We start from the raw sequence: 12,872 nt of genomic DNA on the forward strand, positions 1-12,872 counted from the left end.
CAAAGTTAACAATTTGGGCTTACAAGTGTAAGCTGAGTGTGCCATACTTTGGAGTAAATATTCCACCAGAGTATGGTTTGTTATGTCGACTAATCACACTGAGCCTTATTGCATCAAAGAAGAAATCGCTAACACGCTAACTCATGGTATCGGGATGGTCCTTGGTATCATGGGTTTGGTATTGCTGCTGATCAAAGCTGTCGATCATAATGCGGATGCTCTGACTATTACCAGTATGAGCATCTACGGCGGCAGCATGATCGTGTTGTTTCTTGCTTCCACTCTGTATCACGCGATCCCTTATCAAAAAGCCAAGCGGGCGCTGAAGACGTTTGATCACTGTGCGATTTATTTGTTGATTGCAGGCAGCTATACCCCATTTTTGCTTGTCAGCCTCAGAACCCCTTTAGCGATTGGTCTGATGATCGTCATCTGGACCATCGCTCTGGTAGGTATCATTATGAAATTGGCGTTTGTCTATCGCTTTAAAAAGCTTTCGCTTGTGACCTACTTATTGATGGGTTGGCTATCGCTGGTAGTCATCTATCAATTGGCAATGAATCTGGATGTTGGCGGGTTAACGTTACTGGCTGCGGGAGGGGTGATCTACTCATTGGGCGTTATTTTCTATGTTGCCAAGCGCATCCCGTATAATCATGCTATTTGGCATGGGTTTGTTTTAGCAGGATGCGCTTGTCACTTTCTGGCGATTTATCTCTACGTTGAGCCGATCTAACGTGTTTCGAGATTAATGACTTTGGCGGTCACTAAGTACTGCTCGGCTTGATCAATCGCCAGTTCAATCGTTTTGCCCTGTTCTACTTGTTGAGGACGTAGATAGGTATCGGCCATGCGCTTGATAGACTGCCATACTTTGACTGACTCTTTACTCAGCACGTTTCCTGAGGTTGTCGAGACCTGAATTTCGATTTCAACTAAAATCACTGACTGGCTGCTTTGGTTTGTTATTGAGGTTGGAATCATCAACTGACCATCTTGATAGCTCACCGCACCTAGTAACACTTCAACACCTGAGTCAGACAACTGCATGGTGGCACGATCGCTACCGACAGTGACAATGGTTCCTACCGCTTTTTCGATCAGCGGAATGGCTGCCACTTTGACTTTCTTGACCGGAATGGTAGCAGTGGGTTGAGTGGTCTCTGGAGTCATGACCATCTCATTGGTTTTGGTTGCTTCCACTGGTTCTACATATTGCCAAGTGAAATCGTCATTAAGCTGGACTTGGCGACCATCTTCAAGAGTGACAGTTTGGCTGGCAAACACCAGTGGACTGGTTAGCAAGGTAAAAAGTCCGAGAAGTTTTTTCATTGTTGTGTCCTTAACGTCGCCAGAAAGCCGGGAAAAACAGCACCAATAAGGTGAGAATTTCCAGTCGTCCCATCAGCATTCCAAAGCTGAGGAGCCACTTAGCGGCATCGGGTAATGGGGCAAAATTACCTGTTGGACCGATCACCGCACCCATGCCGGGGCCAACGTTGGCCACGGCGGTGATAGACCCGGAAATACTGGTAATAGGGTCTAACCCTAATGCACTTAGGCACCCAGCAATAAAAATAATTGTGATAAAGAACATCAAGGCAAAGGCGACTACAGAGCGCACAATGTCATCATTGACTGGTCTGTGGTTATAGCGCTGAACAAACACCCCCGAAGGGTGGATTAGCTTCATCATCTGTTTGTTGAGCAGCGTCTTCGCAATTTGAAAACGAAAGACTTTGATACCACCTGAGGTGGAGCCGGAACAGGCCCCCGCCATCATCAAGAAGGCAAATAAGGTGGTTGGCAGTGCGCCCCATGCGGTGAAGTCCTCTAGACCAAACCCTGTGGTTGTTACTACAGAGACGATATTGAACATCGACACCCGTAGCGCATCCATAACGCTGTAGCCATCCCTTATGACTAGCCAAGCTGAAATGATCAGGCTGGTGATAAGAAACAGGTAGGTGAAGCCTCGCACCTGAGCATCATTGATCAACTCATCCAGTCGGCGTTTGCGCATTGCGGCTACAAACAGCAAAAATGGCAAACCACCAAGGAACATAAACAAGGTCGCTACCCAGTGTGAGCCATTGGAGAAGTGGTTCATTGAACCGTCAGAAGTTGAGTAGCCTCCGGTAGAAAGCGTGGTGAAGGCATGATTGATGGCTTCGAATACATTCATACCAGTCAGAAGGTAACCCACCATGCACAATCCAGTTAGGATCAGATAGACCAGCATGATGTTTTTTGCCACGGTCTTGGCGCGTGGGCTGCTTTTATCTGACCAGTCAGAAGATTCGGTATGGAAAAGCTTCATACCACCGACGTTGAGCATCGGCAACACCGCGACCGCCATGACAATGAAGCCGATTCCGCCAAGCCACTGCAAGATAGAACGCCACAGCAAAATACTCGGTGCCATGCTGTCTAGCCCACTGAGTACGGTAGAACCAGTAGTCGTAATGCCAGACATGGTTTCAAAGTACGCATCGGTAAAGCTGATGTGATTGATGAAGACAAACGGCAGAGCAGCAAAAGCACTGGCGACCATCCACACCAGACTGGTGATTAGGAACATATCGCGTGCGCTGAGTTTGAAGCGCTTGGTACGGCCAATCGTCAGACAGGTGAAAGCAGCTAGGTGAGTAATAATGACTGACTGACCAAACTCAAGAAACCCTGCCGTACCGGTAAAGAAAGCCACCAATGTTGGAACGTACATGAACAGGGCCAGTTTCGACAAAACCAGCCCAATAACAAACAATACAGGACGGAAATTGACCATAGTGTCAATCCTAGAGGAAGAAAGGACTCGGTTGGAATAACGCTTCGACGTCTGGGACGTACTTTTTATCCACCAGGAACATCACTACGTGGTCATCTTGCTCAATCACGGTTCTGTCATGGGCGATCAACACTTCTTCACCCCGTACAATCGCACCGATCGTTGTGCCTGGTGGTAGTTTGATGTCGCCAATCGCGCGGCCAACGACTTTAGAGGTGGTTTCATCACCGTGAGCGATGGCTTCAATGGCTTCCGCTGCGCCGCGACGCAGTGAAGAGACATTAACAATATCGGCACGACGGACGTGCGTTAGCAAGGCGGAAATGGTTGCTTGCTGAGGTGAGATAGCGACGTCAATCACTCCACCCTGAACCAGATCCACATAGGCGCCGCGCTGGATAAGCACCATCACTTTTTTTGCACCCATGCGTTTCGCCAGCATAGCGGACATGATATTGGTTTCATCTTCATTGGTTAGGGCGATGAACACGTCGACCTGATCGATGTTCTCTTCGGTGAGTAGCTCCTGATCCGCAGCGTCACCACAGAAGACAATGGTGTTTTCCAGCTCTTCAGATAATTTTTCCGCACGCTTATAACTACGCTCGATCAGCTTGACGCTGTATGATTGCTCAAGGCGCTTAGCCAAGCTGGCACCGATGTTACCGCCTCCGACAATCATGATGCGGCGATAGGGTTTTTCCAAACGCTGTAGCTCGCTCATTATCGAGCGGATGTGATTACTGGCAGCAACGAAGAATACTTCATCATCGGCTTCGATAATGGTGGTGCCTTGAGGGCGTATTGGACGACCTTGGCGGAAGATAGCAGCAACGCGTGTATCAATGTGCGGCATGTGCTCTCGCAGCGCTGATAGGGCGTTACCCACTAGTGGGCCCCCGTAATACGCTTTCACCGCTACTAAGCTCACCTTCTGCTCGGCAAAGCTCACTACTTGCAGTGCCCCCGGATATTGGATCAGCCGCTCAATGTAGCTGGTCACGAGTTCTTCAGGTGCGATGAGGTGGTCAACCGGAACGGCACCGGATTGAAATAGCGCTTCTTTCTCGGCCAAGTATTGTGGCGAGCGGATACGAGCGATACGGTTGGGAGTATTAAACAGAGAAAAGGCAACTTGACAAGCGGCCATATTGGTTTCATCCATATTGGTCACGGCGACCAACATGTCGGCATCTTGTGCGCCCGCTTCACGCAGTACATCTGGGTGGCTGGCGTAGCCGTTCACTACCCGTAAATCATATTTATCTTGCAGCTCACGCAGTCGATCGCTGTTTCTGTCGACTATGGTGATGTCGTTGTTTTCACCGACCAGATTCTCTGCCAGTGTACCGCCTACCTGACCAGCGCCAAGAATGATGATTTTCATACCGTTTCTCGTCTAACCAAAATTTAGGGGATCGAAGATCCCCGAATTACTACGCGATTTTTGTCAGGATGGCGTAATAAAAGCCATCCATGTCCTCTTCGCCTGGAAGCACTTGGCGTCCTGGATTGTCTGCTGGAGAACCTTCTAACTGAGCATCCGCGGTGCGCGCCAGAAACGCTTTCACCTGTTCACCGTTTTCTTGTGGTGTCACAGAGCAGGTTGCATAAACCAGCGTACCGCCCGGCTTCAGCTGTTGCCACATTGCATCCAGAATCTCGCTTTGTAGCTCTGCCAATGCTGCGATGTCATCACCACGACGCAGCCATTTGATGTCTGGGTGGCGACGAATGACGCCAGTGGCCGAACAAGGTGCATCAAGCAGGATGCGATCAAATTGCTCGCCTTGCCACCAATCTTTTGGCTTACGTGCGTCACCGCAAATAACTTGCGCTTTCAGCTGAAGGCGTTGCAGGTTGTCGTGTACGCGTTTGAGGCGGCTGTCATCACAGTCAATGGCCACAACCTGTGCATCTTGAGTATGTTCAAGAATATGGGCAGTTTTGCCTCCCGGTGCGGCACAACAATCTAGAATTAACTCGCCATCTTTTGGCGTTAGGTAGTTAATCGACAACTGAGCAGCGGCATCCTGAACGGAAACCCAACCTTTCTCAAAGCCTGGCAGTTTTGTCACATCGCACGGAGCGGCCAATTTTAGGGCGTCGCTCGCTTCACTGTGAATACTGCTATCTATGTTTTCATTTTTGAGCAGTTGCTGGTATTCGTCACGGCTGTGATGTTGGTGATTCACGCGCAGCCACATTGGCGCTTTGCTGTTGTTGGCTTCCACAATGTCTTGCCATTGCTGTGGGTAGGCGTCCTGAAGCAGTTTAAGTAACCAGCTCGGGTGACCATATTTACCAGCATCGTGGCTCATGGCATGAGCGTCTAGCTCTTCTTGGCTACGTTGATAGTTACGCAACACTGCATTGATTAATCCGCGTAGGCGTGGACCTTTGAGTGTTTTGGTGCCTTCGACGGTTTCACCGACGGCTGCGTGCGCTGGAATACGCATAAAGCTCAGTTGGTAAATACCGACCAGAATCAGGTGGTGGAAAACGCGTTGTTTGCCTTTAAGAGGCTTATCCATCAGCTCATTCGCGATCGATTCAAGGCGAGGTAAATAGCGTAACGAGCCGTAACAGATTTCCTGTAACAACGCTTGATCGCGAGGTTTGACTTGTTGTTGAGCCGCGGGAAGTGCGTTAGACAGAGACTGGCCATTATCGACCACTTGGAAAAGGACATTAGCCGCAGCAGCGCGAACATTCATGTTGAATACCTTAACAGTAAGGGAGGGTGTCTCCACCTTCAAAAAGTACGTATAAATTAGGTCAGCTGAGTGCCGACTTCAAACCAGCTGGCACGCGAGTTGAGGATATCCTGAACCGGCATGGCTTTTTTACCGGGTACCTGAAGCTGTTCGAGAACCAGAACATGCTTGCCAGTGGCAATATAGATCCCCGTTTTATCTGCTTGCAGTATGGTGCCGGGTGCCTCAGTTGTCGTTTGAACGTCAACGCGGCTTTGCCAGACTTTGATGCTGTTGTCGGCGGCTTCAAAATGGCTCATCGGCCAAGGATTGAAGGCGCGCACACAACGTTCAATATGCTCGGCGTCATCACCCCAGTTAATGCGTGCTTCTTCTTTGCTGAGCTTTTTGGCGTAATTCGCCAGCTCGTCATCTTGCTTTTCAGGTGATGCTTTGCCGTCAGCAATATCAGCCAGACATTCAACCAGAGCTTGCGGGCCAAGCTCTGCCAGCTTTTCATACATAGAAGCGCTGGTATCTGTCGCTTCGATCGGCAAAGTGGCAATTTTTAGCATATCGCCAGTATCTAAGCCGATATCCATCTGCATAATAGTGACGCCTGTTTCCTGATCGCCAGCCCAAATAGAGCGCTGGATAGGGGCGGCACCGCGCCAACGTGGCAGAATCGAACCATGAACGTTGATACAACCCAGCTTCGGCGTATCAAGTACGGCTTGTGGCAGCAATAATCCGTAAGCGACCACGACCATCAGATCCGCATTCAAATCAGCCAGTTCTTGCTTAGCTTCATCTGACTTAAAGTTTTCTGGCTGGTAAACCGGGATATCATGCTCAAGCGCGATATTCTTTACTGGGCTGGCCGTCAGCTTTTTACCTCGACCCGCAGGACGGTCTGGCTGGGTGTAGACCGCAATAACCTCGTGCTCCGAAGACAACAACGCCGCCAAGTGACGGGCGGCGAAGTCCGGAGTACCGGCAAAAACAATTTTCAAAGGTTTGCTCAAAGTACGTTCCTTTAGTTAGCCATTAGGCTTGGCTGGCTTGCTTTTCGTTAAAGCGTTTGATTTTTGCCAGTTTGTCCTGAATGCGCTTGCGTTTTAGAGGCGAAAGATAATCGACAAAAAGTTTGCCTTCTAAATGGTCAAGCTCATGCTGAACACAGATAGCAAGCAGGTCATCTGCTTCAAATGTGTATTCTTTGCCATCACGGTCAAGTGCTTTAACTGTGACTTCTGCAGCACGTGAAACCAGTGCTCGTGCACCAGGAACAGACAAACAGCCTTCCTCAATGCCATCTTCGCCACGCTTATCAAGAATTTCAGGGTTGATCAAAACCATTGGCTGATCGCGAGTTTCTGAAATATCGATAACGACGATGCGTTGGTGGAAATCGACCTGCGTTGCCGCAAGACCAATACCTTCTTCGTCATACATGGTTTCAATCATGTCGTCGACGAACTTTTGAATCTCAGGGGTCACCTTCTCCACTGGTTTTGCAACAGTGCGAAGGCGCTCATCTGGGAATGTTAATACTTGTAATACAGACATATACACTCGAAATGTTGAACTGAGCCGAATCAGGATAAACCTTGTTGGCTCAATTCTAGACATTTTGCTACCCAAATGACAGCCTCATTACACTTTTGCGTATTTTCCCCGAGTTAAATTGCACTGTGAATCATGTCAAATTTGGCGAACACTAAGCGGTCAAACTTTGCTTGAAATAAGAGGTTTAGGCTGACTTGCTCTAGCTCGTCAGCGTCGTATAATAAGGTGCTAGGCCGGATTAAATTTTCCTATGACGAAAGAAGAACTGACGGCTTGGCTGAGCTTGTACTTTACGCCGCGGATTGGGCCCAAAACGTTTCAGCGTTTGGTGGCGGTAGATTCTCCAATTAACATCATTGACTCTTCACCCGAGACATTACGCCGCTTAGGCTTTTCCGACTTGCAACTGAACTATCTCCAACACCGAGCTGCCGAGGATATTGAAGCGTGTTTTGAGTGGCAAGCAGCGTCCAGTGTCAGAACTATTCTGCCTTTGAGTGACCATGGTTATCCGGCATTACTGAAACAGGCTGACGCTGCGCCAGCAACGCTGTTTGTTGAAGGTCGGCTAGAGAGCCTGTCTCAGCCACAAATGGCGATTGTGGGCAGTCGCAATGCCAGTATTGATGGGCTTAACACTGCACGCAGCTTTGCAACCCAGTTGGTGAATCAAGACATGGTCGTGACCAGCGGCTTGGCGCTAGGCGTTGATGGTTATGCCCATGATGGGGCTCTGAATGGCAATGGCCAAACTATCGCCGTGCTCGGTTGTGGCTTAAACTCTGTGTATCCGGCAAGGCATAAAAAGTTAGCTCAACGCATCGTTCAACAAGGGGCGTTGGTGTCTGAGTTCCATCCTAATGTGAAGCCAAAAGCCGATAATTTTCCACGCCGAAATCGAATCATTAGTGGTTTGTCATTGGGCGTTTTAGTCATAGAAGCGGCAGAGAAAAGTGGTTCTTTAATCACTGCTCGCTACGCGATGGAGCAAGGTCGAGAAGTGTTTGCCATACCGGGCTCGATTCATCATCCCCATGCGAGAGGCTGTAACCTGTTGATAAAGCAAGGTGCGTGCTTGGTTCAACAGGTTTCTGACATAACCGATGAAATCGACAGCTTGATTCGCTGGTCTGATATTAATAAGCCGCCAGTGCAAAACGATCTATTTGAACAAATTGATTGCAAAGAAGAATTGCCATTTCCTCAGCTGTTAGCTAACGTAGGAAGTAAGGCTACACCAGTTGATATTCTTGCAAGCAGGACCAATATACCTGTGCATGAAGTCATGATGCAGCTCTTGGAGCTTGAGCTCTCAGGGCATGTTGTTGCGGTTTCCGGTGGCTATATTCGAAAGGGGAGGGGCTAGCTATGATGATGGATATCCTAATGTATCTGTTTGAAACTTACATCCATAGCGATGCAGAGTTACAGGTCAATCAAGATGAGCTAGAAGAAGAGTTACTTCGTGCTGGCTTTCATCAAAAAGACATCTATAAAGCCCTTGTCTGGCTGGAAGAGTTGGCTGCATTGCAGCAAAGCGAAACGCATTCCGCGATTTCCATTTGTAGCACATCCACCTCAACGCGTATCTATACCGCGAAAGAGTGTGAGCGCCTAAACCTTGAATCGCGAGGTTTTTTGACTTTCCTTGAGCAGGTCAATGTGCTGACGACTGAGACGCGTGAGATGGTGATTGACCGTATCATGGGGCTTGAAACAGACGAGTTCGAACTGGATGATCTGAAATGGATTGTTCTGATGGTGCTGTTCAATGTTCCAGGTAATGAAAACGCCTACACGCTTATGGAAGAGCTGTTGTATACCAAAGAGCAAGGTATTCTTCACTAAACTCCATGAGTGGCTATGAGCGGTAAAATAGATCATCAGTTGTTTTCGGCCCATGAGCACGCTTTAGAACATAAAGCGTGCCCTAAGTGCCAGTCTGAACAGCGTGAAGGCGAGCTACAACTTCGCCACGGCAAGCACGGCCCGTTTTTGGGCTGTAATCAGTATCCAACCTGCGACTTTATCCAACCTTTATATCAGAATGACGGCCATATCATTAAAGAGCTGGGCGTCCCCTGTCCTGAGTGCTCGAATGAATTGGTGCTCCGCCAAGGGCGTTACGGTATGTTTATTGGTTGCAGTCATTATCCGCACTGTGACCATATCGAGTCGCTTGAGCAACCGACTGAACAAGAGGTTCAGGCAGAACATGCGTGCCCGGAGTGTGGTAAAGGTCATTTAGTCGAGAGGAAGAACCGTTTTGGCAAAGCCTTCTTTGCCTGCGATAACTACCCAAAATGCAAGTTTGCGGTCAATCAGCCGCCAGTTAAGGGTAAGTGCGAAAAGTGTGGTTTTCCTTTATTGATCGAGAAGAAGTTCGCTAGTGGGATGAAACATCAGTGCGCTGACCGAAAATGTCATCATACCCAGAGTGAACAATAAAAACGGCGCTGAAACAGCGCCATTTTTGTTTTTATTAATTTTGCGATGACTAGTGCTTAATGTGACGCGCGATCTCATGAACCGCCGCGAAAGCATTCGCGTCTAAGACTTCTGCCAGAGCAGATAATTGACGTTGCAGTTCACCACTGTAATCACCACACACGTTAATGTGGCCCATCTTGCGTCCTGCGCGCTTTTCTTTCCCATACCAATGAACGTGACATCCAGGCATAGCGAGCACGCTTTCTGGCAGGGTATCTTCACCGAGGATATTGATCATCGACGTTTCGCGGATCAGCTTGGTGCTACCCAGTGGCATACCACACACTGCTCGTAAGTGATTCTCAAACTGACAGGTTTCTGCACCTTGTTGTGTCCAGTGGCCAGAGTTGTGGACACGAGGTGCAATTTCGTTGACCAGTAAGGTGCCATTCAAATCAAAGAACTCAAGGGCTAGCACGCCCACATAGTTGAGCTCGTTAGCAACCGCAGTGAACATCTCTTGTGCCTGTTGTTGCAACTCAGTATCGGCAATGGCTGTTGAGACGCTCAGTACCCCGTTGGTGTGGACGTTTTCTGCAAGTGGGTAGACCGCGACTTCACCACCTTGACTGCGTGCACCGACAAGCGACACTTCACGTTGAAAAGGAACAAACTCCTCCGCAACAATTGCTTGTGTTTCGGTGGCGCCAATACACGTTTCCATCTCAGCCCATATTGCGTCTATCTGAGCAGGGTTTTTGAGTCGCCACTGGCCTTTGCCGTCATAACCACCTAACGCACTCTTTAGTACCATTGGGATACCGACATGCTCAATAGCGTGAGCAAAGTCTTCGCGTGTCTGGATCACATGGTATTTGGCGTTGTGGACCTTAGCCCTGTCCAGCAATGCTTTTTCGATTCGTCGGTCACCGCCAGCTTTGATGGCGTCGGCAGAGGGGAAGAGCTTTCCGCTTGCTTGGCAAACATCAAGAATATCATGTGGGATATGCTCGAACTCGGCGGTAATTACATCTGCTTGCTCAATCGCATTGTCCAACCCTTTGCCCAGTAGCGACTGAGTCAGCGGATGGACGATATTTTCGTTCGCAACATCATACGCAATAATATCGATGTTCAGAGGAGCGCCAGCCAGTGACATCATGCGTGCCAGCTGTCCCGCTCCAAGCACTAACACTTGCATGGGATTAGTCCTCTGCCGGGTTTGGGTTCGCTAACACGGTTTCAGTTTGCTGGTTGCGAAATGCTTCAACTTTCTCCATCACGGCATCATCATGTGTGCCGATGATCTGAGCCGCGAGAATGCCCGCATTCGCCGCACCTGCTTCGCCAATGGCCAATGTGCCTACCGCGATACCTTTTGGCATTTGAACAATTGATAGTAGCGAGTCCATCCCTTTTAATGCACGCGATTGAACAGGGACACCGAGAACAGGTAAGCTAGTGAAAGCGGCCGCCATGCCTGGTAAATGAGCAGCGCCACCAGCACCGGCAATGATGACTTTCAGGCCGCGCTCTTTAGCGCTGTTGGCATAATCAGCAAGAAGCTGCGGAGTACGGTGAGCTGACACCACTTTTGTTTCATATTCGACGCCAAACTGATCCAGCATTTCTGCTGCTAGTTTCATGGTTGGCCAGTCAGATTTAGAACCCATGATGATACCGACTTTCATCTTAAACTCCTTTAATGCAACTCTATTGATGAGCAGATAAATTTGAGCGCATTATACGGGGATTTTACTCTCAAGCAAACGTTTGCGCGAAGTTTAAATCCAGATTGACACAATTTATAAATAAATAGCTTTAGTCACTACCAATGATTGTTTGTAAACTTAGTGATTAGACAGTACATCAGACAGGAAAGAATCAGTGGATAATTTTGAGCAGGCTCTATTGGCTCTGAAAAACGGTGAAGTGATTGCGTACCCGACGGAGGGTGTGTTCGGTGTTGGTTGCGATCCTGACAACTCTGAAGCGATTCAGAAACTATTAGAACTGAAACAAAGGCCAGTGGAAAAAGGTCTGATCCTGATCGCTGCTAGCTATGAACAATTGCTGCCATACATTGACGAGTCTCAGCTGACGGATGAGCAGCTACAGAAAGTCCATCAGACTTGGCCTGGCCCTGTTACTTGGATCATGCCGTGCAGCGATAAAGTGTCGGATTGGGTTTCAGGCCAGTTTGACTCGATTGCGGTGCGTGTGACCGATCATCCTTTGGTACAAAAGATGTGTAATGCGCTTGGAAAGCCGTTAACCTCTACCAGCGCAAATTTGACCGGTGAACCCCCTTGTATGACAACCGCAGAAGTGGAGCAACAACTCGGTGATCGCTTAGTTGCAATTCTGGCGGGAGAAACGGGTGGGCGAGACAAGCCAAGTGAAATTCGCGACGCAAAAACATCCAAGGTATTAAGACAGGGTTAACCCTGCAAAGGAAGTAGAAACATGTCAGCCATCGACAAGCAAGCAGTTAAACAGTTCCTGATGGAGCTACAGGATTCCATTTGTCAGCAACTTGAACAGGCCGACGGCCATGCTGAGTTTATAGAAGATGCGTGGAGTCGTGAGCCTGGTGAACGTTTAGGTGGTGGTGGCCGCACTCGAGTGATGAAAGAGGGGGCTGTATTTGAGCAAGGTGGTGTGAACTTTTCGCACGTACAGGGAAAGGAAATGCCAGCGTCGGCTACGGCACATCGCCCTGAACTTGCAGGCCGTCGATTTGAAGCGATGGGCGTGTCTTTGGTCATGCACCCGAAAAACCCTTATATCCCCACATCCCACGCCAATGTGCGTTTCTTTATTGCTGAGAAAGATGGTGAAGCGCCTATCTGGTGGTTTGGTGGTGGCTTTGACCTGACACCTTTCTATCCGTTTGAAGAAGATGCCCAATATTGGCATAACACTGCCAAAGAGGTGTGTGCACCGTTTGGGAGTGAAGTGTATCGAGAGCATAAAGAGTGGTGTGACAAATATTTCTACCTACCTCATCGTGATGAAACACGTGGTGTTGGTGGTTTGTTCTTTGACGATTTGAATCATTGGGAGTTCGATAAGTGTTTTGATTACATCAAAGCCGTTGGTGAAGGGTATTGCCAAGCCTACCTACCAATTGTCGAGCGCCGCAAAGCAACCGAATACGGTGAGCGAGAGCGTCAGTTCCAGCTCTATCGTCGTGGCCGCTATGTTGAGTTTAACTTGGTTTATGACCGCGGAACGCTGTTTGGCCTGCAAAGTGGTGGGCGTACAGAGTCGATTCTGATGTCGATGCCACCACTGGCACGATGGGAATACAGTTACCAAGTGGAGCCGGGAACCCATGAAGCAGAGTTGTATCAGGACTACTTGAAGCCTCGCGATTGGTAACACTT

At 48.9% G+C, this 12,872-nt stretch carries 14 protein-coding genes; 6 read left to right on the plus strand and 8 right to left on the minus strand.

Going from position 1 to position 12,872, the window contains the following annotated elements; genetic code table 11:
* The first annotated feature begins 82 nt into the window (after nt 1–82).
* Entirely contained in the window at nt 83–736 is a 654-nt protein-coding gene (gene trhA / locus CTT30_RS00240) for a PAQR family membrane homeostasis protein TrhA (protein WP_252035662.1), read from the plus strand.
* Here trhA and CTT30_RS00245 read toward each other — a convergent pair.
* From CTT30_RS00245 to def, 6 genes are read right to left on the minus strand one after another with little or no spacing between them, the layout of a single operon-like run.
* Complete coding sequence (locus tag CTT30_RS00245) at nt 733–1,332, minus strand: DUF3157 family protein (RefSeq protein ID WP_252035664.1); 600 nt, start codon at nt 1,330–1,332, stop codon at nt 733–735. The genes trhA and CTT30_RS00245 overlap by 4 nt on opposite strands.
* A gap of 10 nt (nt 1,333–1,342) precedes the next feature.
* Nucleotides 1,343–2,788: a TrkH family potassium uptake protein gene (locus CTT30_RS00250; RefSeq protein WP_252035665.1), complete on the minus strand. Its 1,446-nt coding sequence runs from the start codon at nt 2,786–2,788 to the stop codon at nt 1,343–1,345.
* A gap of 10 nt (nt 2,789–2,798) precedes the next feature.
* Nucleotides 2,799–4,175, minus strand: coding sequence for a Trk system potassium transporter TrkA (gene trkA, locus CTT30_RS00255; RefSeq protein WP_239838838.1), 1,377 nt, complete (start codon nt 4,173–4,175; stop codon nt 2,799–2,801).
* A gap of 49 nt (nt 4,176–4,224) precedes the next feature.
* On the minus strand, nt 4,225–5,505 hold the full coding sequence (gene rsmB, locus CTT30_RS00260; protein WP_252035667.1) for a 16S rRNA (cytosine(967)-C(5))-methyltransferase RsmB: 1,281 nt from the start codon (nt 5,503–5,505) through the stop codon (nt 4,225–4,227).
* 56 nt (nt 5,506–5,561) lie between these two features.
* Nucleotides 5,562–6,509 carry a methionyl-tRNA formyltransferase gene (fmt, locus tag CTT30_RS00265; protein ID WP_252035670.1) on the minus strand — a complete coding sequence of 316 codons (948 nt, stop codon included), beginning with the start codon at nt 6,507–6,509 and terminating at the stop codon, nt 5,562–5,564.
* Nucleotides 6,510–6,531: 22 nt separating this feature from the next.
* Nucleotides 6,532–7,053, minus strand: a complete 522-nt coding sequence (gene def / locus CTT30_RS00270) for a peptide deformylase (protein ID WP_006957514.1) — start codon at nt 7,051–7,053, stop codon at nt 6,532–6,534.
* Between the two features lie 250 nt (nt 7,054–7,303).
* On the opposite strand from def, the gene dprA reads away from it, so the two are divergent.
* From dprA to CTT30_RS00285, 3 genes are read left to right on the plus strand one after another with little or no spacing between them, the layout of a single operon-like run.
* On the plus strand, nt 7,304–8,419 hold the full coding sequence (dprA, locus tag CTT30_RS00275; protein ID WP_252035672.1) for a DNA-processing protein DprA: 1,116 nt from the start codon (nt 7,304–7,306) through the stop codon (nt 8,417–8,419).
* Between the two features lie 2 nt (nt 8,420–8,421).
* Entirely contained in the window at nt 8,422–8,901 is a 480-nt protein-coding gene (locus tag CTT30_RS00280; protein WP_006957516.1) for a DUF494 family protein, read from the plus strand.
* Nucleotides 8,902–8,916: 15 nt separating this feature from the next.
* Complete coding sequence (locus CTT30_RS00285) at nt 8,917–9,501, plus strand: DNA topoisomerase family protein (protein WP_252035674.1); 585 nt, start codon at nt 8,917–8,919, stop codon at nt 9,499–9,501.
* Nucleotides 9,502–9,550: 49 nt separating this feature from the next.
* Here the strand turns inward: CTT30_RS00285 and CTT30_RS00290 are convergent, their stop codons facing one another.
* Complete coding sequence (locus CTT30_RS00290; protein ID WP_252035677.1) at nt 9,551–10,684, minus strand: 5-(carboxyamino)imidazole ribonucleotide synthase; 1,134 nt, start codon at nt 10,682–10,684, stop codon at nt 9,551–9,553.
* Nucleotides 10,685–10,688: 4 nt separating this feature from the next.
* A complete protein-coding gene (gene purE, locus CTT30_RS00295) occupies nt 10,689–11,174 on the minus strand; it encodes a 5-(carboxyamino)imidazole ribonucleotide mutase (RefSeq protein WP_006957519.1) in 486 nt (161 codons plus the stop codon).
* A gap of 196 nt (nt 11,175–11,370) precedes the next feature.
* Between purE and tsaC the strand changes: the two genes are divergently transcribed.
* Nucleotides 11,371–11,928, plus strand: coding sequence for an L-threonylcarbamoyladenylate synthase type 1 TsaC (gene tsaC, locus CTT30_RS00300; RefSeq protein ID WP_252035679.1), 558 nt, complete (start codon nt 11,371–11,373; stop codon nt 11,926–11,928).
* A 21-nt stretch (nt 11,929–11,949) separates the two neighbouring features.
* The gene (gene hemF, locus CTT30_RS00305; RefSeq protein WP_252035681.1) at nt 11,950–12,867 is read left to right on the plus strand and encodes an oxygen-dependent coproporphyrinogen oxidase; all 918 of its coding nucleotides are present in this window, start codon (nt 11,950–11,952) and stop codon (nt 12,865–12,867) included.
* The last annotated feature ends 5 nt before the right edge of the window (nt 12,868–12,872 follow it).

The sequence above is a fragment of the Vibrio coralliilyticus genome (assembly GCF_024449095.1).
GTDB classification, from domain to species: Bacteria; Pseudomonadota; Gammaproteobacteria; order Enterobacterales; family Vibrionaceae; genus Vibrio; species Vibrio coralliilyticus_A.